Source organism: Compostibacter hankyongensis (assembly GCF_039541075.1).
GTDB classification, from domain to species: domain Bacteria; phylum Bacteroidota; class Bacteroidia; order Chitinophagales; family Chitinophagaceae; genus Compostibacter; species Compostibacter hankyongensis.
In genome coordinates this window covers 337,542-358,926 of the sequence record NZ_BAABFN010000005.1, presented here as the reverse complement: position 1 = coordinate 358,926, position 21,385 = coordinate 337,542, and the positions used below count along the sequence as shown (strand labels likewise).

At 54.1% G+C, this 21,385-nt stretch carries 19 protein-coding genes; 11 read left to right on the top strand and 8 right to left on the bottom strand.

Annotation, left to right across the window (positions count from 1 at the left end; genetic code table 11):
• The first annotated feature begins 130 nt into the window (after positions 1-130).
• The gene (recN, locus tag ABD851_RS11985; protein ID WP_344979554.1) at positions 131-1,786 is read left to right on the top strand and encodes a DNA repair protein RecN; all 1,656 of its coding nucleotides are present in this window, start codon (positions 131-133) and stop codon (positions 1,784-1,786) included.
• A 51-nt stretch (positions 1,787-1,837) separates the two neighbouring features.
• On the opposite strand, the gene ABD851_RS11980 is transcribed toward recN, so the two are convergent.
• The gene (locus ABD851_RS11980; RefSeq protein ID WP_425549952.1) at positions 1,838-2,029 is read right to left on the bottom strand and encodes a YqaE/Pmp3 family membrane protein; all 192 of its coding nucleotides are present in this window, start codon (positions 2,027-2,029) and stop codon (positions 1,838-1,840) included.
• Between the two features lie 57 nt (positions 2,030-2,086).
• Between ABD851_RS11980 and ABD851_RS11975 the strand changes: the two genes are divergently transcribed.
• Positions 2,087-2,899 (top strand): enoyl-ACP reductase FabI, encoded by an 813-nt coding sequence (locus tag ABD851_RS11975; RefSeq protein WP_344979552.1) that lies wholly within the window; start codon positions 2,087-2,089, stop codon positions 2,897-2,899.
• A gap of 84 nt (positions 2,900-2,983) precedes the next feature.
• Here ABD851_RS11975 and ABD851_RS11970 read toward each other — a convergent pair whose 3' ends face one another.
• Entirely contained in the window at positions 2,984-3,205 is a 222-nt protein-coding gene (locus tag ABD851_RS11970) for a DUF2795 domain-containing protein (RefSeq protein ID WP_344979549.1), read from the bottom strand.
• Positions 3,206-3,302: 97 nt separating this feature from the next.
• Between ABD851_RS11970 and ABD851_RS11965 the strand changes: the two genes are divergently transcribed.
• A complete protein-coding gene (locus ABD851_RS11965) occupies positions 3,303-3,977 on the top strand; it encodes an ABC transporter ATP-binding protein (protein WP_344979547.1) in 675 nt (224 codons plus the stop codon).
• Positions 3,978-4,005: 28 nt separating this feature from the next.
• Here the strand turns inward: ABD851_RS11965 and ABD851_RS11960 are convergent, their stop codons facing one another.
• Together ABD851_RS11960 and ABD851_RS11955 are read right to left on the bottom strand one after the other, a co-directional pair.
• The gene (locus ABD851_RS11960) at positions 4,006-4,587 is read right to left on the bottom strand and encodes a cob(I)yrinic acid a,c-diamide adenosyltransferase (RefSeq protein WP_344979545.1); all 582 of its coding nucleotides are present in this window, start codon (positions 4,585-4,587) and stop codon (positions 4,006-4,008) included.
• A 12-nt stretch (positions 4,588-4,599) separates the two neighbouring features.
• On the bottom strand, positions 4,600-5,307 hold the full coding sequence (locus tag ABD851_RS11955; protein ID WP_344979543.1) for an ABC transporter ATP-binding protein: 708 nt from the start codon (positions 5,305-5,307) through the stop codon (positions 4,600-4,602).
• Between the two features lie 177 nt (positions 5,308-5,484).
• Here ABD851_RS11955 and trpS point away from each other — a divergent pair, with 177 nt between their 5' ends.
• Both trpS and ABD851_RS11945 read left to right on the top strand, forming a co-directional pair.
• A complete protein-coding gene (trpS, locus tag ABD851_RS11950; RefSeq protein WP_344979541.1) occupies positions 5,485-6,483 on the top strand; it encodes a tryptophan--tRNA ligase in 999 nt (332 codons plus the stop codon).
• A 31-nt stretch (positions 6,484-6,514) separates the two neighbouring features.
• Positions 6,515-7,150, top strand: coding sequence for a deoxynucleoside kinase (locus ABD851_RS11945; RefSeq protein ID WP_344979539.1), 636 nt, complete (start codon positions 6,515-6,517; stop codon positions 7,148-7,150).
• 45 nt (positions 7,151-7,195) lie between these two features.
• Here ABD851_RS11945 and ABD851_RS11940 read toward each other — a convergent pair whose 3' ends face one another.
• The gene (locus ABD851_RS11940; protein ID WP_344979537.1) at positions 7,196-7,807 is read right to left on the bottom strand and encodes an NADPH-dependent F420 reductase; all 612 of its coding nucleotides are present in this window, start codon (positions 7,805-7,807) and stop codon (positions 7,196-7,198) included.
• Positions 7,808-8,002: 195 nt separating this feature from the next.
• Here ABD851_RS11940 and ABD851_RS11935 point away from each other — a divergent pair, with 195 nt between their 5' ends.
• The 4 genes from ABD851_RS11935 (at position 8,003) to ABD851_RS11920 (ending at position 16,035) form a co-directional block, all read left to right on the top strand.
• The gene (locus tag ABD851_RS11935; protein WP_344979535.1) at positions 8,003-8,821 is read left to right on the top strand and encodes a hypothetical protein; all 819 of its coding nucleotides are present in this window, start codon (positions 8,003-8,005) and stop codon (positions 8,819-8,821) included.
• A 54-nt stretch (positions 8,822-8,875) separates the two neighbouring features.
• The gene (locus ABD851_RS11930; RefSeq protein ID WP_344979533.1) at positions 8,876-10,960 is read left to right on the top strand and encodes a ComEA family DNA-binding protein; all 2,085 of its coding nucleotides are present in this window, start codon (positions 8,876-8,878) and stop codon (positions 10,958-10,960) included.
• Between the two features lie 345 nt (positions 10,961-11,305).
• Positions 11,306-14,554 (top strand): SusC/RagA family TonB-linked outer membrane protein, encoded by a 3,249-nt coding sequence (locus tag ABD851_RS11925; protein WP_344979531.1) that lies wholly within the window; start codon positions 11,306-11,308, stop codon positions 14,552-14,554.
• Positions 14,555-14,580: 26 nt separating this feature from the next.
• Positions 14,581-16,035, top strand: coding sequence for a SusD/RagB family nutrient-binding outer membrane lipoprotein (locus ABD851_RS11920; protein WP_344979529.1), 1,455 nt, complete (start codon positions 14,581-14,583; stop codon positions 16,033-16,035).
• A 13-nt stretch (positions 16,036-16,048) separates the two neighbouring features.
• Here ABD851_RS11920 and ABD851_RS11915 read toward each other — a convergent pair whose 3' ends face one another.
• The 3 genes from ABD851_RS11915 to sucC form a co-directional block, all read right to left on the bottom strand.
• Entirely contained in the window at positions 16,049-16,507 is a 459-nt protein-coding gene (locus ABD851_RS11915; protein WP_344979527.1) for an RES family NAD+ phosphorylase, read from the bottom strand.
• A gap of 2 nt (positions 16,508-16,509) precedes the next feature.
• Positions 16,510-16,962, bottom strand: a complete 453-nt coding sequence (gene parS / locus ABD851_RS11910; protein WP_344979525.1) for a type II RES/Xre toxin-antitoxin system antitoxin — start codon at positions 16,960-16,962, stop codon at positions 16,510-16,512.
• Between the two features lie 135 nt (positions 16,963-17,097).
• Entirely contained in the window at positions 17,098-18,309 is a 1,212-nt protein-coding gene (gene sucC / locus ABD851_RS11905) for an ADP-forming succinate--CoA ligase subunit beta (protein WP_344979523.1), read from the bottom strand.
• 167 nt (positions 18,310-18,476) lie between these two features.
• Here sucC and ABD851_RS11900 point away from each other — a divergent pair, with 167 nt between their 5' ends.
• Positions 18,477-19,301, top strand: a complete 825-nt coding sequence (locus ABD851_RS11900) for a purine-nucleoside phosphorylase (RefSeq protein ID WP_344979521.1) — start codon at positions 18,477-18,479, stop codon at positions 19,299-19,301.
• 4 nt (positions 19,302-19,305) lie between these two features.
• Positions 19,306-21,378 carry a putative porin gene (locus ABD851_RS11895; RefSeq protein WP_344979519.1) on the top strand — a complete coding sequence of 691 codons (2,073 nt, stop codon included), beginning with the start codon at positions 19,306-19,308 and terminating at the stop codon, positions 21,376-21,378.
• The last annotated feature ends 7 nt before the right edge of the window (positions 21,379-21,385 follow it).

Genomic DNA, 21,385 nt, shown 5'->3' with positions numbered 1-21,385 from the left:
TATTCACATCCGTATCTGTCTTCAGGGGTACTCCTGAAATCTGCCGGGCGGATTTCCCTGTACGGCGGATAATTACTATATCCGGTTTCAACAATTTTTTGGAATTTAGCACCGTGTAATAACCTGTCTCATGCTACAGCGACTGCTGATACAAAACTATGCGATTATAACGGCGCTGGAAATCGACTTTTCGGAGGGGCTGAATGTGATCACCGGCGAAACCGGGGCGGGGAAGTCTATTCTGCTGGGCGCCCTGTCGCTTATCCTCGGGGAGCGGGCCGACCGGAACGTCCTGCACGATAAAGCCCGGAAATGTATTATCGAAGGCCACTTTGTCCTGCCGGAGCTGGAAGCCGTCACCGCGTTTTTCGGGGAGCATGATCTGGATTTCGGCCGGCATACCGTTGTACGCCGGGAGATCAGCACGGCGGGCAAGTCCCGTGCATTTATCAACGATACCCCGGTGACGGTGCAGCAGCTTTCCGGCTTTGCCGGTCTGCTGGTAGACCTTCATCAGCAGTTCGATACGCTGGAGCTGGGGAAGCAGGATTTTCAGCGGGCCGTGCTGGATGCCCTGGCCGGGCATGATACGCTGCTGGCGCGGTACCATGAGAGCTGGAAAGCCCTGCAGCAGGCCGGGCGCGAGCTGGAGGAGCGGGTGCGGGAGCGCGAGCAGGCGGAGAAGGAGCGGGACTACCGCCAGTTTCTCTGGGAAGAGCTGGATGCGGCGGCGCTGAAAGAAAACGAGCTCGAAGAGCTGGATGCGGAGCTGAATACCCTGAGCCATGCCGAAGAGGTAAAAGAGCGGCTGGGCATCCTGCAGGGTGCGCTGGAAGAAGGGGAGCAGCCGCTGGTACAGCAGCTGCGGCAGCTGCAGAGCGGATTGCGCTCCATAGAAGCCTTTCATCCGCAGCTGCCCGGCCTGGCGGAGCGGCTCCAGGTGACGGCGGTAGAGGTACAGGATATTGCCGGGGAACTGCAACGGGTATACGAAACCGTACAGTCGGACCCTGAGCGTATGGCCCTGATCAATGAGCGGACCGCGCTCGGCTACCGCCTGCTGAAAAAACATGGCGTGCAGACCACCGCAGCGCTGCTGCAGATCCAGGCCGGCCTGGGCGAGCAGCTGGATCAGACCCGCCGGCTTGAGACGGATATCGAAGCCCTGGAACGTGAGAAAGCGCGGCTTCAGCAGCAGGCGGAACGGCAGGCGGAGCAGCTTACTGCGGGAAGAAAAAAGCAGGCGGCTCCTTTTGAGCAACGGGTAAATGCCCTGCTGGCGCAGGTGGGCATGCCCAATGCCAGTCTGAAAGTATCGCTGATGCCGGCGCCCCTGCAGACGGACGGGCAGGATCATATCGATTTCCTGTTCGATGCCAACCGCAGCGGTCATTACCAGCCCTTGAAAAAGGTGGCTTCGGGCGGCGAGCTGAGCCGGCTTATGCTTTGTGTCAAATCCCTGGTGGCGCAGTCCATGGAGCTGCCGACCCTCATCTTTGATGAGATAGACAGCGGCATTTCCGGAGAAGCCGCCAAGCAAACGGGTGTGATCCTGAAAAAGCTGGCAGACCGCCATCAGGTGATCTGTATTACCCATCAGCCGCAGATCGCCGGGAAGGGAGACGCGCATTACTTTGTCTACAAAGCCCACCGGTCGGGCCAGGTAACCACCCATATCCGTCTGCTGGACAAAGAAGAGAGAATATTGCAGATCGCCAGGATGCTGAGCGGGGAAAAGCCTTCGGCGGCAGCGCTGGAAAATGCCAGGGAGCTGGTGGAAGGATAATCTGCCGCTGCGTGCATGTGCCGGCGACGGCAGATCGTGAAGCGGTACAGATCAGCGGCTCATCGCCCGGATAAGCTTCCGGGTGCGTTTGTTTTCGTAATGTTCATGTACGATAAGGCAGGCATGGATGCACCCCGGTATCCAGCCCAGGATCGTCAGCAGGATATTCAGCAAAAAAGAACCTACCTTGCCTGTGGTCAGCACGGCAAGCGGCGGCAGCAGTATGGCCAGGAAGTAACGCATCTTCCAAAGTTACAGGTAATTCCGAATTAACAATTATTTTTACCCAAAATTAAGACTATGGCTTATCACCTGTTAAAAGGAAAAAGAGGAATTATCTTCGGCGCACTTGATGAAAAATCAATAGCCTGGAAGGTGGCGGAAAAAGCAGTGGAAGAAGGCGCTTCCATCGTACTCAGCAATGCGCCCATTGCCCTGCGGATGGGTAAGATCAATGAGCTGGCCAAAGCCTGCAATGCGGAAGTGATACCCGCGGATGCTACCTCGGTGGAAGACCTGGAAAAGCTGTTATCAAAATCGATGGAGCTGCTCGGCGGCCCGCTGGACTTTGTGCTGCATTCCATTGGCATGTCGCCCAATGTGCGTAAAAAGATCCCGTATACAGATACCAATTACGATAACTTTCAAAAAACCATCGATGTGTCCGCCCTGTCTTTTCACAAGGTGTTGCAGACGGCCTGGAAGCTGGATGCGCTGAGCGAGTGGGCTTCCGTGGTGGGGCTGAGCTATATTGCCGCGCAGCGGACTTTTCCGGGGTATAACGATATGGCTGAAGCCAAGGCGCTGCTGGAAAGCATTGCCCGCAGCTTTGGATTTCATTACGGCAACCGGAAAAAGGTAAGGGTCAACACCGTTTCGCAGTCGCCCACCTTGACCACGGCCGGCAGCGGCGTGGAAGGATTCAACGGGTTTTATCATTATGCGGAAAAGATGAGTCCTTTGGGGAATGCCGGAGCGGAAGACTGTGCCGCATTTTGCGTGGCCCTGTTCTCCGACCTTACCCGCAAGGTTACCATGCAGAATCTCTTCCATGACGGCGGCTTTTCCAATACCGGCGTAAGTCAGGCCGTTATTGAAGGCGTGGAGGCATAACGCCTTGTTCCGGCTTTATACGAAAAAGCCGTCCCACCTCAGGCGGAACGGCTTTTTCATATCCGTATTTTGAAGCCGGGCGGCTCAGTATTCGTCCTCGTTAAAAAAGAAATCGTCTTGTGAGGGATAGTCCGGCCAGATATCTTCTATGCTCTCGTAAATCTCTCCTTCATCTTCCAGTTCCTGCAGGTTTTCCACCACTTCAATCGGAGCACCGGAACGTATGGCATAGTCGATCAGCTCATCTTTCGAAGCTGGCCAGGGCGCGTCTTCCAGATAGGAAGCTAATTCTAAGGTCCAGTACATCGTTTGTGGTTTGATTTGAAATTTCCGCAAAAGTATAATTTAATTTGAAAAAAACAACAGCCCATATTTTATCGTATTATTGTGCCGTTATAGGGTTATGCTCACAGCCAGACATCTTACCAAAAGCTATTCCGGCCTGCAGGTGCTGAAAGGGGTGGACCTGGCCGTCCAACGGGGGGAGATCGTGACCATACTGGGTTCCTCTGGCGCCGGCAAGAGCACTCTCCTGCATATCCTGGGCACGCTGGACAGCCAGGATGAGGGAGAAGTATGGCTGAACGGCGCCGACACCGGCGCCCTGAAAGGCAACCGTCTCTCCGATTTCCGCAACCGGCATATCGGGTTTATCTTCCAGTTCCACCACCTGCTTCCCGAATTTACCGCGCTGGAAAACGTATGTATCCCCGGGCTTATCGCCGACGATAAGGGAAGGAAGGCCGTCCGCGAAAGGGCGGTTTTCCTGCTGGAAACGCTGGGTCTGAAAGACCGTATACAGCACAAGCCGGGCGCTTTGTCCGGCGGGGAGCAGCAGCGGGTAGCCGTGGCCCGGGCCCTGATCAACCAGCCGGACATCGTGCTGGCGGACGAGCCTACGGGTAACCTGGATTCGGTAAATGCCATGGAGCTGCACCAGCTGTTCCTCCAGCTGCGCGATCAGTTTCAGCAGACCTTCGTGGTGGTGACGCACAACGAGGCCCTGGCGGGACTGAGCGACCGGCAGCTGATGATGAAAGACGGCAGAATGGTGGACGAAAGGAATATCCCGGCATAACCATGGCAGCGGCCGCCACCGGCCCGGTTTAACGCGTAGTCCATATCCGCTCCGCCACACCCAACCGGTGGGCCGTATAACGGGCCAGCACAAACAGATAATCGCTCAGCCGGTTGAGATAAGCCAGGATAAGCGGCGCTACAGCAAGGCCCTGGTCCTCCATACGCACCGACAGCCGCTCCGCCCGGCGGCAGACACAACGCGCAATATGACAGCCGGATACGGCGGGATGTCCTCCGGGCAGGAGGAAGGCCTTTAAAGGCGGGAGCTGCGCTTCCATCTTATCGATCTCCGTTTCCAGCAAACGTACATCCGCTTCCCGGAGGGCCGGGAGGGCCATTGGGGCTTTCTGTCTGCCGGACCCGGCGCGCCTGGCGGCGGAATCATCAGCCAGGCATGATCCGATAACAAACAGGTGTTCCTGGATTTGCCGGAGAAAGCCGGTGGTATCCGCTTCCGGCTGCTGATCGGCGCAGAGCCCGACATGGGCGTTCAGCTCATCCACCGTACCGTAAGCTTCTACGCGAAGATGGCTTTTGGGAACGCGGGCGCCGCCCAGAAGACCGGTCTGGCCTTTGTCACCGGTACGGGTATATATTTTCAGGGCCATGGATGATAGCGGTCAGGAGTCGACCAGCTGCTTTTCGTTGATATGATCGCTTTCGATGACGCCGTCGCGCAGACGGACAATACGGCGGGCATGGTCGGCAATATCCTCTTCATGGGTCACCAGTACCACGGTATTCCCCGAAGCATGGATCTGCCCGAATATTTCCATGATCTCGACCGAGGTCTTGGTGTCGAGGTTACCGGTGGGTTCATCCGCCAGGATCAGCGCCGGATCATTGATCAGGGCTCGGGCAATGGCCACACGCTGGCATTGCCCCCCGGAGAGCTCATTGGGCTTGTGGTGGTAGCGGTCGCCCAGACCTACCTTTTCCAGCATGGACATGGCTCTTTCCTCGCGGGTCTTTTTTGAGATACCGGCATAGATCAGGGGCACGGCCACGTTTTCCAGCGCGGAGAGGCGGGGCATCAGGTTGAACTGCTGGAACACGAATCCGATCTCCTTGTTACGCACCTCGGCCAGGTCGTTGTCCTCCATTTTGCTCACATCGTGCCCGTTCAGCACATAAGTGCCGCTGGTGGGAGAATCCAGGCAGCCGAGTATATTCATGAGCGTGGATTTGCCGGAGCCGGACGGCCCCATCAGGGCTACATATTCATTGAGCATGATATCGATCCTGATGCCCTTGAGCACGGGCAGCGCATTTTTACCGATAAAATAACTTTTACGGATATCCTCCAGGTGGATAATCGTCTTTTGCATAATTTCCGGGGGCTTTGTGATTCCGGTCATTAAAGATAGTATTTTTCGTAAGTTTCCGGAGTCCGTTTTTCGTAAAGGACCTTATTTTTACGGAAGCGGGTTTTTCCGGGCGGATGATCAGCCTGCGGCCTCCCGCAGCGCATGTCCGCTCGCAGTTATTTATTAACTTGCGCCATCATGGAAAAAGAGATAGTAGTGAGCGGTATCCGCTCTACGGGATTTTTACACCTGGGTAATTACTTTGGCGCGGTGCGCAACTATGTCCGTATGCAGGACGGCTATCGCTGTTATTTTTTTGTTGCCGACTACCATTCCCTGACCACGCATCCGGATCCGAAAGACCTCCGGCAGAACGTCTACCGGGTGGTAGCCGAAAACATTGCCTGCGGGCTGGATCCGGAGAAGGTGGCCCTTTATGTGCAAAGCGATATCCCCGAGATCCCCGAGCTGTACCTGCTGCTCAACATGCTGGCCTATAAAGGAGAGCTGGAGAAGGTTCCCACCTTCAAGGATAAAGTGCGGCAGCATCCGGACAATGTCAATGCAGGCCTGCTTACCTATCCCGTGCTGATGGCGGCGGATATTCTGGTGCACCGGGCCGTGAAGGTGCCGGTAGGGAAGGACCAGGAACAGCACCTCGAAATAGCGCGCAACTTTGCACAGCGCTTCAACCACCGCTATGGCGAGCTGTTTCCCGAACCTTATCCTTTTGATTACGGGGGAGGGCTTACCCGGGTGATGAGCCTGGACGGGAACGGCAAGATGAGCAAGAGCGCCAACGAAAATGCTACCCTGTACCTGGCGGATGACGATGATACGATCCGGAAAAAGATCATGAAGGCAAAAACGGATGCCGGACCTTCGGCGCCGGACAGCGAAATGCCGGATTTTATACAGAACCTGTTCCAGCTGATGGAGCTGGTATCGGCGGAAGCGGTAGTTACACAGTTCAGGGAGCAATACCGGCAATGCAATATCCGGTACGGGGATATGAAGAAGCAGCTGGCCGAGGATATGGTGTCCTTTATGCGTCCGATCAGGCAAAAGGCCGCCGAATTACAGCAGAACGATGCCCATATTCAGCGGATACTCCGCGAAGGGGCCCGGCAGGCCCGGGAAAGCGCCGCCGCCACCCTCAGGGAAGCCAGGAAGCTGATCGGCGTGCATTATTATTAAGCAAGTCCCCCCGAACCGTCAAATCATCATTATGGCCAAATCAAAAAAGATCAAGCACATTGCCGTAGCCGGTAACATCGGCGCCGGGAAGACGACCCTGACCGGATTGCTGGCCCGTCATTACCGGTGGACGGCCCAGTTTGAGGATGTGGAGCATAACCCTTATCTGAATGACTTTTATGAGGATATGCCCCGCTGGTCCTTTAACCTCCAGATCTATTTTCTGAATAACCGGCTGCAGCAGCTGCTGGAGATTCAGAACGGCTCGGCCACGGTAATACAGGACAGGACGATCTATGAGGATGCCCAGATATTTGCCCCCAACCTGCATGAGATGGGGCTGATGAGCAAACGGGACTTCGACAATTATTTCCGCTTTTTTGAAACGCTCAAGACCATGATCCGTCCCCCGGACCTGCTCATTTACCTGCGCGCCTCCGTGCCGGCCCTGGTCGCCAATATACAGAAACGGGGACGGGAGTACGAAGAAAACATACGGCTTGACTATCTCAAAAGGCTAAACGAATTTTATAACCACTGGATCGCCGGATACCGCGACGGAGCGCTGCTGGTGGTGGATATCGATAAAAACAATTTTGCGGAGAAGGAAGAAGATCTCGGCGATATCATCACTCGGGTGGATTCCGAGCTTTACGGACTTTTCTGATGGTTTAAGGTCCAAGGTTCGCTTCCTGACATCTTAACTTTAGACTTACTGCGTTTGTCTTTTCACCACATTCAGGGCGATGTTTCTTCCCAGGCCCTGAATGATGGCCAGGTTGATCCAGGACATACCCAGCTGTTCCAGCAAAAACGCTTTGTCATTCCCGCCGAAATCATAGCAATTTTCAAAACCCAGATCGCGGGCCAGCTGCGCCACTACTTTTTTTGCTTTTTCGCTGTCGCCTGCCATAAAAGTGTCCAGACCCGCCGGCTGCGCCATGTTTTCAAATCCCGTATTGTTAAAGGCTTTTACGATATGCCTGCATTTTGTCAGCTGCATCAGCGCATCAAAAGCGCTTGCATATCCTTCCGGTTTGGAACGGAAGGCATTGGTAGGATCGAGGATGATTTTTTCTTCCGCTCCTTCCAGGTAGGGGGCCAGGGCGGGAACCGCATCCGGGGGAACCGACAAAAGCACTACTTCTGATCGAGCAATGGCGTCGGGAATGGAAAAGGCCCGGATATTCCTGTCTTCCAGGAGCTCTTTTCCCTTAAACGTATCCAGGTCCCTCACACCCAGGTAAATTTCATGACCGGCTTTTGACCATCCCCTGGCAAGCGTGGAACCGATGTTTCCGGTACCGATAACAGCTATTTTCATCTGATCGTATTTGGGGTTTGTTCTTCTGTTCTCTTGTTTCCGTGGTTGAAATTAACGCTTTTACGGGGGAAGCGCGGGGAAAATGCGGGGTTGAAAATATAATTCAAATAATATCGTATACGAAATAAACGAGAAATCATAAATTTTTCGTATCTTCCTTTTTTGAAAACTCCCATTCTCTTGAAATCCTCATTGTTGACATACTGCGTCAGCTGCTGCATGTTGCCCTTCGGTCTGCTGCAGGACACCGGTCCGGGAGACGACCGGATAAGGCCGCCCAGTCCCCGGACGTACAGCAATCAATACGCCGATGTGTTTGCTGTTTTTCACAACCAGGCTTCCCTGGCGCGCATCCGCACCTTCAGCGCAGGGGCTTATGCTTCCCGCCGCTTTATGCTCAGGGCTACTACCGGGATGGCTTTTGCCGCTGCCCTGCCGGTGTCGTCCGGAACCTTTGCCGTGTCGGCCTCCCGCTTCGGGTACGAGGTCTTTAATCATCATGAAGCTTCCGTGGCTTACGGCCGGCATCTGGGCCGGTATGTGGACATCGGCATGCAGTTTGACTACCTCAGCACCCGCATACAGGAATACGGAAGCGCACATGCCGTCACGGCTGAAGCCGGTATAGCCGTACATCCGGCTTCCTGGCTGCAGGTGGGGCTGCATGCCTTTAGCCCTGCGCCGGTACATTATTCAAAGCCGGTAAACGAAGATATCGGTTCCCGTTATACGCTCGGGTTGGGCTTTGAACCTTCGGACAAGATATTGCTGGCCCTGGAAGGCAGCTGGGATACCCAAAGCGGTACCTTCCTCTCCCTGAGCTTTGCTTATCAGCCTGCGCCCGTGCTGGCTATCTGCTCGGGTTTTACGACCGGCACGCGACAGAACTTCCTGGGTGTCCGGCTTTTCCTGAAACGTCTGCGCATCGATATGTCGACCGGTTATCATCCCCGGCTCGGGATTACGCCGGCTCTGGGCGTTGTTTATCATATTCCGGCACGGCAGCCGAAATGAACTATCCTGCCGGTCTGCCTGTCGGCAGGGAACCGGCCCGTTAATAAGAGGCTTATGAAGATTACGGTTACGCTATGGCGGCCTTTGCTCTTTGGTCTTTTCTGGCCCGTCTGCCTGCCGGCACAGACGAGGGATGAACCTTCGGAAGAACGGCAGGCTGCCATAGAGGACCTCGCCGAAGCGCAGGAGGAAGAAACGGAGGACGATGAATCCTGGCAGCAGCTGACCGCGCTCCGGCATCAGCGCATCGATCTGAATACCGCTACCGAAGAAACGCTGAACCTTATCCCGTTTCTGTCCCCGCTGCAGGTATCCTCGTTTTTGCAGTATCGTGATGTGTTGGGAAAGCTGGCCAGTATCTATGAGCTTCAGGCGGTACCCGGCTTTGATCCCGTCACCATCCGGCGTTTGCTGCCCTATGTGACCACCGGCGGAGATGACCTGTCCACCCGTTATACGTTTTCCGAACTGTTTAAAAAGGGAACCTCCACCCTGTTGTTTCGCTATGGCCGCACGCTGGAGAGATCGCGCGGATACCGGATAGCCGATACCGCCGAAGCGGCCGGCCGCTCTTATTACCCGGGGAGTCCGGATAAAATATTGCTGCGGTACCGCTATCTGTTTTCCCGCCACCTCAGCTATGGTATCACCGCGGAGAAGGATCCCGGGGAAGAGTGGTTCGGCGGTACACAGCGCCGCGGATTCGATTTCTACAGCGTCCATTTATTTTTGCAGGACCGCGGTCATCTCAAGGCGCTTGTGTTAGGGGATTTTACGGTCAACCTCGGGCAGGGGCTGGTGAACTGGCAAAGCCTTGCCTTCGGAAAAGGCGCTATGGTAATGAATATCCGGCGGACGGCCCCGCTGTTGCGTCCCCATACCGCTGCGGGGGAGTCCGCTTTTTACCGGGGCGGCGGCGCCACCCTGCGGTATGGCGCCTGGGAGTTTACCGCCTTCGGTTCGTACCGCAACCTTGATGCTACCCTGATAACCGCTGATACGGCCGCGGGGACCAAGCTTTTCTCCGGCTTCCGGAGCAGCGGCTACCACCGTACGCCGGGAGAGCTGGCGGGCCGAGCTTCCATCGGTCAGGCCAGTGCGGGAGGAAATATCTCCTTTCACCGGCAGGGTTGGCATATCGGTATAAACGGATTATACCACCGCCTTTCGGGAAGCCTGCAAAAACGGCCTGCGCTTTATAACCGTTTTGCGTTGCAGGGCAACCGGTTTTCGCAGCTCAGCCTGGATTATTCCGCCGCTTTGCACAACCTTTATTTTTTTGGAGAAGCGGCCCTGAGCGGCGGACAGGGATGGGCTGCCGTGAGCGGTCTGCTGATCAGCGCCGACCCGAAGATAGACCTGGCCCTCCTGTATCGTTATGCTGATAAGCAATACCAGACCCTGTACGGAAATTCCTTCGGGAATTCCGGCGCCGGCGAGCGCGGTTTTTACACCGGCTTTACCCTGAGACCGGCAAAGGACCTGTCGGTAAGCGGGTATGCGGATTTTTTTCAGTATGCCTGGTTGAAATACCGGGTGAATGCACCTTCTAACGGGAATGAATATATGTTTCAGGCTGTCTGGGAGCCTTCTTCCGGATGGGGAGCGTTGTTGCGCTACCAGCGGCAGGAAAAGCCGCTGAACAGCGGAGAGGAGGACTGGCCTGTAGATGTGGTGTCGCCCGCAAGACGCAACCGGCTGCGGCTGCAGGTGCACAGCAGTGCGGAGAAACGCTTCGAGGTAAGGGGACGGGCAGACCTGGTCTTTTTCAAACAGGAAAAGCAACCGGCCAGCAACGGCATGCTGATATACGGAGAGCTGCTGGCCGGCTGGACAGACCGGTTCCGCAGCAGCTTCCGGATGGGATATTTTCATACCGACGACTTTGATGCCCGGATATATACTTATGAAAGAAACGTCCGGTATGTTTATTCCATACCTTTTTTCTATGGAGAAGGCCTGCGCGCTTACCTGCTCCTGCATTACAGGCTGGGCCGTTCCGCCGATATCGGTATGCGGATGTCCCGCACTGTTTATTTCGACCGGGAGCTGATCGGATCAGGGCTGGATGAGATTTCCGGCCGTCATAAGACTACATTTACCTTGCAGCTGCTCTGGGAATTTGAAAAAAAACAATGAAGCTGCGATTTCGTCTTTAAAAATTTAAGAATACAAAATGTCATAAGAAGTTATTTAAAAAACGCAGACATTTTTTTGTAGCGGTTCACTGCCGGCATTATGCAACAGATTCATTTCGTTTAGAAAACAAGTAAATGATCCCGCCGATGATGTGTACTGTAAACAACTTATTCTCAATACGCTACAAGCAAATATCAGCATTGTCTTTTAGCGTACATCAAAACTTCCCTTATGATTTATATACAGCAATATCCGGTTAAAACATGAAGACACCTTATATAAAGATTTGTTCGTTTGTGTTAAAAATACCTAAATTGCGGATGTCAATCAAAAGCTAAATCTCTTATGAAAAAAGGTGTACTCCTTTTTGCCATACTTGTGGCAATAGGATCCCTGTCTCTTTCAAGACAATCTTTCGCGCAAACGCGCGCCATTTCCGGAAAGGTTACTTCCTCGGACGATGGTCAGCCTGTTGTGGGAGCCACGGTGGTGATAAAAGGAACAAACAAGGGGACGGCTACGGACGGAGAAGGAAATTACTCCATCGATATTCCCGAAGGAAACCAGACACTTGTATTCAGGTTTGTAGGTATGATCCCCCAGGAAGTGCAGCCGACGGGTAATACCCTCAACGTGGCCTTAAAGCCCGATGTCACCCAGCTCCAGGAAATGGTGGTTACCTTTAACGGTATCCGCCGGGAAAAAAGAGCATTGGGCTATTCTGCGCCCACCATCAATGCGGAAGAGCTTATGCAGGGCCAGAGCACCAGCCCCCTGAATGCCCTTGCCGGTAAAATTGCCGGGGTAAATATTACTACTACGGCTGCAGCGCCAAACAGCTCTTCGCGTATCGTATTAAGAGGAGGTTCCTCCATCACCGGTAATAATCAGGCGCTGATGGTGGTGGACGGCATACCCATCGACAATACCAGCAAGGTCGGCGGACAAGGTATCGGAGGGATCAGCGACCTGACCACGATCGACTTCGGGAACCGCGGCAATGACATCAATCCCACGGATATCGCCTCGGTCACCGTGCTGAAAGGACCTGCCGCTGCGGCATTATACGGTTCCCGTGCTTCCAATGGCGCCATTATCATCACCACCAAAAGGGGCACCAAAGGCCAGAAGAAAAATGAGGTGATCGTAAATTCCTCGGTCACCTTTTCCAATATCCTGAAGCTGCCGGATTACCAGAACGAATACGGACAGGGATGGGGTGGTGTGGACCCCAAGGAAAATGGGAGCTGGGGGGATAAATTCGACGGACAGGTCAGGGAATGGGGACAGGAGATCGACGGCGTGCGTCAGAAAAAGCCCTACGTGGCCCTCAAGGATAATGTGAAGGACTTCTTTGAGACGGGTGCCATGTACAACAATAATGTGGCTTTTTCCGGAGGCGGTGAAAAGACCAGCTATTACCTGTCGCTCAACTCGCTCAACTCGGATGGCCCTTTGCCGGGTAACTCAGACAACTACGATAAATACGGCGCCCGCTTCAACGGTACGGCGGATCTGAGCAACAAGTTCTCCAGCAGCATCTCCATCGGTTATAACAAGATCAGCGCCAATGTAACCCAGGGCGGTCAGGGCGGTGGCTCCGTCTGGCAGGAGGTGATACAGACCCCGCGCGATATTCCCCTTTCCTCCCTGGGGGACCTCAGCAATAAATACAACAGCTTCGGCAGTTATGTGGATGACGATGGCGTGCTGCGGGAAAATATATATGGTTATTACGGAGCTTATACCCAGAATCCGTATTATGTATTGAAGAATTATAAAAATCTGGACGATCTGGACCGCGTGGTCGGCAGCATCAGCATCAGCTATAAGCCGCTGGACTGGCTGAGCGTGGTGGAAAGGGTAGGGGTGGATGCCTATTCAGACCGCAGAAGACTCAAATATCCCAAGTACAGGGTGGCCCCAGCGGATGTGACCAGCGGTAATTATTCAGCAGCCGACAACACACAGGTCAGCAATGGGAAATATGAAGAGGATAATTACAACTTGAACGAGATCACCAACGATCTCATGGTCACTGCCGAGAAGCAATTTTCCAGTGACTTCCACGCTTCCCTGATGGTCGGGCATAACGTACGGCAAAGGACCTATACGGAATCAGAAGTGTCTACGAACGTTTCCGGCGGACTGGTGGTGCCGGATTGGTATAATCTGGACAACAGCAACGGACCGGTGAGCACCTATAACCGGTATGAACAACGCAGGCTGGTGGGCGTGTACAGTGAGCTGAACCTGGATTATAAAGAGATGCTCTTCCTGGGGGCCACGGCCCGTAACGACTGGTCTTCCACGCTCCCGCAGCAGCACAATTCCTTCTTTTATCCCAGTGTGAACGGCTCTTTTGTCTTTACCGAGCTGCTGAAAGGTACCGGCTTCGGCGAGAATATACTGAACTATGGTAAGGTCCGGGCCAGCTGGGCCCAGGTAGGTAATGACGCCGATCCTTACCTGCTCTCGACCGTATTTACCAAAACCATCCTTGAGACGGGGTTCGTCTCAGGCGTGGGAACCTTCCCCTTTAACAATATTCCCGGTATTACGCAGGATAAATACATCGGCAATCCTGACCTGAAGCCGGAGATCACTTCGGCTTATGAGGTGGGTACCGAGCTTAACTTTCTGAACAGCCGGCTCTCTGTCGACTTTTCCTACTATCGGAACCGGTCAAAGAACCAAATCCTGAATATTCCGATTTCGACAACAACGGGTTTTGAGTTCAAATCCGTCAACGGCGGCGTAGTGGAGAACAGGGGTATTGAGCTGAGTCTGCGCGGCATTCCGGTGCAGACCACCTCCGGCCTGACGGTGGAATTATACGGCACCTATACCCGAAACCATAACGAGGTGGTCAGCCTGATGGAAGGCGTAAAGCAGGTGGTGATCGGCGGCTTCAACGGCATGTCTATCGTGGCCGCGGTAGGCCAGCCCTACGGCACCTTCTATGCACAGGACCTGGCCCGGGACGACCAGGGAAGGGTCATTGTGGCCGACAACGGGCTGCCGAAGCTGACGGACTCTTCCGTATACCTCGGTTCCTACAATCCCAAATACCAGGCTTCCTGGGGCGCTTCTGTCCGCTACAAAGGCTGGGGCCTGAATCTGCTGTTCGAGACCAAACAGGGCGGGAAATTTCATTCCCAGACCAAGAGCCTGCTAGAGTTTGTGGGCGCATCTGCGGAAACCGGCGGGAACCGCGATCCCGAGATATGGCCCAATTCGGTATATGAGAATGGCGAGGGTAAATATGTGGAGAATACGCAGTATAAATATCAGAAGATCGATTATTATTCCAACCAGATCCCTGCGGGACAGGACGTAGTGGATGCCTCCTATATCCGGCTTCAGGAGGCCAGCCTTACCTATCACCTGCCCACAAGAATATTGGACAGGACACCCTTCGGAGACCTTGCGATAGGCATTTTTGGTAATAACCTTCTCCTGTGGACGGCCAAGCAGAACCAGTTTGTGGATCCCGAAGTCAACTCTGCCGGCGCCGGCAATGTGCAGGGCTTTGACTTCAGGGCGCAGCCTTCCCTGAGGAATTACGGAGTGAACCTGAAGGTGACTTTTTAAGGTTTTCAAAAACAAAAAATTAACGGATGAAACCATATAATAACATAAGAACCGTTCTTACCCTTGTTACCTTGCTCCTGGTCTTTCCGGGATGTAAAAAGTTCCTGGACATCAACGAGAACCCGAACAAGCCGGAAACGGCGGACCCCACCCTGCTGTTGCCTTCTGCGGAAGCTTCCACCGGCTTTGCGCTGGGCAATAATTTTCAGATATATGGTAATATGTGGGGACAGTACTGGACCCAGAATCCCTTTACTTCTCAATATAAATCCATTGATGATTATCAGCCGTCGCCATCCAGCTACACCCGGCCCTGGCGGGAGCTCTATTCCGGTGCCCTGCAAGACCTTAAGGTGATCATCGGCCAGGGTGGGGATGCAAAATATGCGCAGCATGCCGCCATTGCCCTGATCCTGAGGGCTTATACTTTTCAGCTGCTGACGGATGCCTTTGGCGATATCCCCCTGAAGCAGGCGCTGTCGCCCGATAGTATCCTGAACCCGGCCTATGATACCCAGGAGGAAGTATATGACAGCATCTTCAGCATGATCGATCAGGCAAAGGCCATCATTGATCCGGATGCCGAATTTGTACCCGGTGGAGAAGATCTGCTGTTCGGAGGCGATATGGATAAATGGACCGCTTTTGCCAATACGCTGAAGCTGCGCGCGTATCTGAGGTTATCGGAGGTTGATCCGGAAAAGGCCAAAGCCGGGATTGCCGCCTTGTACACATCGGGGGCAGAGTTCCTGGATGAGGATGCAAAGATCAGCTATTCCGCCACAGGAGGTAACCAGAACCCTTTCTTTACGGAAATGGTGGGATTGGGATATACGCAAAACCCTGTGGCGAGCGCTACCTGTGTGGATGCGATGAAGGAGAATGATGATCCGAGGGTGACGGTCTTTTATACTGTGCCGGATGATACCGGTGAAGTAGTCTCTATACCGCAGGGAAGCTATAACGATGAGCCGGATTACACGATTTCTTCGCCTTCGGCTGCTGTGGGCGCCGACGGGGACGATCCTACTTCTGCACAAGCCCCCGTAAAATTTATTTCAGCCGCAGAGAGCTATTTCCTGCAGGCGGAAGCAGTAGCCCGGGGCTGGGCCGACGGCGATGCAAAGACCCTGTTCACCCAGGGTATCAAGGCAAGCTTTGAAGCTTATGGCATCGGCGATCAGGCGCAGGCTTATATCGGCAGCGCGTCCGCGGCACAGTGGCCCGGCGGCGGAGTAGACGGTCAGGTACAGGCCATTATCACACAGAAATACTTTGCCATGTGCGGAAACCAGGGCTTCGAGGCCTGGACAGAGTGGCGCCGGACAGGGTACCCCGACTTTTTCATTACTTCCCAGTCTTCCATTCTGAGCGGGGATCAGAAGCCCCTGCGTTTTTTATATCCGGAATCCGAAATGAACCAGAACCTGAACTTCCCGGGATTGAAAGACCTGACAGCGCCGGTCTGGTGGGACAAATAGTATAGCTTATTCTTTATTTCAGCAGCCGTTTATCAAACATAAACGGCTGCACTGCTTTCAGGGTAATCTTGCCTGCATCGGGATGTAGGGGATTGATCAGATAATTCCATTCCTCCGGGACCAGGGCGGAGGGCACCTGTAGCACGGCATATTGACCTTCCCGGCACCAGCTGTCGCCAATCTGGCGCAGCGCGGCGGGAAAAAGGCTGCTCTGCCAGTCCTTGGGCAACGTTTTGCCGGCCACCATTCCCACAGAACAGTTTTCGGGAATTTCAATAACCGCCATACAAAAATCAGCGGTCATATTCTTTTGGGGGATATGGACAAGGGCCTCCAGGGCGCAAAGCGAACGGTTGCCTCCCGTATATACCACAGGCAGGCCTTTACTGTTCCACCGTCCGCCATAGAGCTGTGCACCGGCGCCGCTCATGTCCCGGATATACCGGCATTGCGCTATACGGTATACCTCCATGGCTAAGCGAATATGCCGTATTCGATACGGCCCAGCTCTTCCATGATCAGCTGGAAGCCAAATGAGGTGTCCAATAGGGTAATGGGCGCCTGCTGCCGGAAGGCGGGGAGCGGTGTGCGTAGCCAGTCATTGAAATTGGCGGCATCTCCGAAGACGGCTTTCCCTTTATGGTAGAGCTGGGAAAGCAGCAGCGCCCGCTCCGAAAGATCCGGGGCAAGCACCTTGTCATTCTGGTAGCGGTGAAGGGTTTTTTCAGAAACATGCAGAATGCCGGCCAGCTCCTGGAGCGTCATGGACAGCTGGGCCGCCAGCTGCAGGAGCGCCTCCTTGAGGATGCCTTTCCGGGAGAGCTGTATGGATTCATAGCTGCTCAGCGCATAGGCAACGGCCGGCTCCTCAACCAGGGAAGGAGAGGAACTGCGGCTGTGTTTCCGGGGTGAAGAATAATTTCCCATTTTCTGTCATTTGTCCCAAAATTACAGACTTTTGTCCGTTTTTCCAAATTTTTTCGTCGCCGGAATAAGATCCCAAAAACAAAACGACCCGGCGCAGGAAGCGCCGGGCCGTGGAAAAAGATCGTCCTCCCGTCCTCAGGCTACGGCCTTGTTGACCAGCGCTGCTGCTTCGCTCAGCAGGATAGCTGACTGCACTTTCAGCCCGGACTGTTCGATCAGCTCCTTGGCCGCCTCGGCATTGGTACCCTGCAGCCGCACGATAATGGGGATATCGATGGTGCCGATAGACTGGTAAGCATCGATAACGCCCTGTGCTACGCGGTCGCAGCGCACAATCCCGCCGAAGATATTGATGAGGATAGCCTTTACCTTGGGATCTTTCAGGATAATGCGGAATCCGGCTTCCACGGTCTGCGCGTTGGCCGTGCCGCCCACATCCAGGAAATTAGCCGGCTCGCCGCCGCTGAGCTTTATCATGTCCATCGTGGCCATGGCCAGCCCGGCGCCGTTGACCATACAGCCAACGTTTCCGTCCAGCTTTACATAGTTGAGGTTGTATTTGCCGGCTTCTACTTCGGTGGGGTCTTCCTCGTTGATGTCGCGCAGGGCCTCCAGATCGGAATGCCGCATCAGCGCATTGTCGTCGAGGTTCATCTTACAGTCTACCGCAATGATCTTTTCATCGCTGGTCTTAAAAAGCGGGTTGATCTCCAGCATGCTGCAATCCAGGCCCACATAGGCGTTATACAGGCTGGAAACAAACCGTACCATATTTTTAAAGGACTCTCCCTTTAATCCCAGATTAAAAGCGATCTTACGGGCCTGGAAGCCCTGCAGCATCCCCGAAGGATGCACCCATTCCTTAAAGATCTTTTCCGGCGTCTGCGCTGCCACCTCTTCAATATCCATACCGCCCTCTGTGGAATACATGATGACGTTCTTACCGGTGGCGCGGTCCAGCAGCACGGCCAGGTAAAATTCCTTTGTGGGGTTAGGGCCGGGATAATACACATCCTGGGCCACCAGTACCTTATTGACTTTTTTTCCGGCAGGGCCGGTCTGCTTGGTCACGAGCACTCCTCCCAGGATATTCCGGGCGATGGTCTTGATCTCTTCCGCATTTTTCCCGACGGCCACCCCCCGCTGCTCGCTCCCCTGGATCTTGCCCTTGCCGCGCCCGCCGGCATGGATCTGGGCCTTTACCACGGCATATTCACCGCCATGCTGTACCCGCAGTTGCTTATATGCTTCGGCAGCCGCTTCCGGCGTTTCTACCGGAATGCCCTCCTGTGTGGGAACATGATATTTTTTCAGCAATTCCTTGGCCTGATATTCGTGTAGGTTCATCGACAAAAATTTTTGCTAAAGTACTGGATTATTGAATAAATGTAAAATCGGACCGGAATGGATTTTAACCTTAAATTTGCTGGTTTGGCAACCGAACGTTTCGTGAAAATGCAAGCCCCGGCGCCTTCCCGCATAGCGCGCAGCCGCCGGGCAACAATAAACGGCAAGTGGATAACCTTTATGAACAAATTTCCGAAACCGCGTCGTACATACGCGAACGTTCGGCTGGGATGATACCGTCGGCGGCTATCATCCTCGGCAGCGGGCTGGGTGAGCTGATAAAGGAAATGGATATTTCCCACCGTATCCCCTATGCCGATATTCCTCATTTTCCCAGGGCTACCGTAAAAGGTCACCGGGGTGAGCTGCTGCTCGGAGCGCTGGGCGGGAAGACGGTAGTGGTAATGGCCGGCCGTTTTCATTTTTACGAAGGATACAGCATGCGGGAAGTTACTTTCCCGGTGCGGGTAATGAAAGCGCTGGGAGCGGCCACCCTGCTGATATCGAATGCAGCGGGCGGTATGAATCCTGCTTTTACGGTGGGAAGCCTCATGATCGTTACCGATCATATCAATCTCCAGCCCGAACACCCCCTGCGCGGGGAGAACGATGAAAGGCTGGGGCCGCGTTTTCCGGACCTCAGCGAGCCCTATGCCAAAGCGCTGGTGCTGAAAGCGCAGAACATTGCCCGTAAGCGGGAGATATCCGTGCATACGGGAATATACGTCGGGGTGCCGGGGCCGAGTTTTGAAACGAGGGCCGAATACCGGTACCTGCATGCCATTGGTGCAGATGCGGTGGGCATGAGCACGGTCCCCGAAGTGATCGTGGCAGTGCATGCAGGCATGCAGGTTTTCGCCATGAGCGTCATCACCGACCTGGGCATCCGGGAAGCGGACAATAAGATCAGCCACGAAGAGGTGCTGGCGGCAGCCGGGGAAGCCGCCCCCCGTCTTACCCTTATTTTCCGGGAGCTGGTGGAACAATTGTAAGATGATGAGCAGAAATATACAACGGGCCGGAAAGCGGGATGACCGGCCCCGGAGATCCTGCAGGCGCCCGCAGCTGAAGTACTGGATGGCGCTGCTGTGCCTGGGCCTCTGCGGAACGGCGGCGGCGCAGGGCATCGGCGGCCGGCTGGGCAATATGACCAACGGCGGCGGGCTGGCCAATAATCCGTTCAGCCACAGAGGAGGAGAGGGCAAGGATTCCCTGAGCCGGCCTCACAAACATGTGGAGGAAAACATCACCATCCATTATCAGTACCTGGACGATGTAAAAACCTATTCGCTCGATACTTCCATCAACGATTTTTACCGCTACATTCCGCTGAAAGACCATGACGCCTATCTGGGCAATCTGGGTACGCCGACCCGCTCGCTAATTTATGAGCCTTCGCTGCAGCCCGGATGGGACCCCGGCTTTCATGCGTTTGACGACTACCGGCTTACGCTGGACCGTACCCCCTTTTATGAGACCACCCGGCCCTATACCGTGCTCGAATACCTGATCGGCGCCAAGCAGGAGCAGATGATTGACGTTTTTCATACCCAGAATCCCCGCGACAATTTCAATTTCGGATTTCACTACCGTAAAATCAATGCCCCCGGTTATTTCCGGAACCAGAATACCAATGACGACAGCTATAATGTATTCCTGCATTACAATACCCGTAACAAACGTTATAACCTGTATGCCAGCTTTATCAGCAATAAGCTGAATACCGGGGAGAACGGAGGCATCCGTAACGATTCGCTGCTGACGGATCCCGATTTTACCGACCGCCGCACCATCCCGACCAACCTGGGCGGAGATGATCCTTCTCCCGTCGGCTTTTTCTCCACGCCTATCGCTACGAAGTCAGCCTTCAAAGAAACCGGCTTCCTGTTCCGCCAGCAATACGACTGGGGTAAAGGCGATACCCTGCAGATCAACGATACCACCCGGAAATACATATTCAACCCCGTTTTCCGCGTGGAGCATACCCTGAGGACCGGTAAGATAGCCGCCACCTATTCCGATTCCATCTCGGGGGAAACGCCCGACTATTATCTGTTCAAGTATGATCTGGATAATCTCGATGGCGGAAAGGTGCTGGCCGAGCATAACTGGACCTATTTCTCCAACGATCTTTCGGTGATGCAGTTTCCCGTCCGGGGAAACCTGGCCCACTTTTTAAAAGCCGGTGCCAGCTACGAAACTGTACGCGGGCAGTTTCTTTATAACTCCCTGTCGTTCTCCAACATTCTGGGCCATTTCGAATACCATAATACCACCAAAAACCGGAAATGGGAGCTGGATGCGCTCGGACAGCTTTATCTTGCCGGTAATAATTTCGGGGATTATCATATATCCGGTTCGCTGAGCAGGTACCTGAACGACAAGCTTGGAGATGTGAAGGTGGCCTTTGGCAATGTCAACCAGACTCCCTCTTTTGTATACCGGTTTTTCCAGTCCAACCGCTTTCTGTCGCTAAACACCGATCTTAAAAAGAGCAACACTACTCTGCTGCAGTTTATAGCCGATAACCAGGAGCTGAAATATCACCTGGCGGTTAACTACTACCTGCTGACCAATTATACCTATTTCAAGAGCTTTCTTGAATCCGGCCAGTATTCCACCGCCTTTAACCTCCTGCAGGTATTGTTCAGCAAGCAGTTCACCCTGGGTCATTTTAACTGGTATGTGGACCTGGCCTATCAGCAGACCGACGGCGCAGCTCCGCTGCATGTGCCGAATTTCTGGACCCGAAACCGTTTTACTTTTGAAGGTACCTTTTTCAAGAACCTTATTTTGTGTACGGGAGTTGAGCTCCGTTATAACACGGCTTACTATGCAGACGACTATTCGCCGGTCTTGCAGCAGTTTGTTTCCCAGCGGGTGGAAAAGATCGGGAATGATTATCCAGATGTAGGGGCATTTATCCATTTCCGTATCAAGACCTTCACCGCCTTTGTCCGTGCGGAAAACCTGAATGCCTTCGTGGGCCGCAATATCATCCAGATACCGCATTATCCTTATCCGGACTTTGCCTTTCGCGTGGGTTTGAAGTGGGGGTATATCAATTAATAACGGT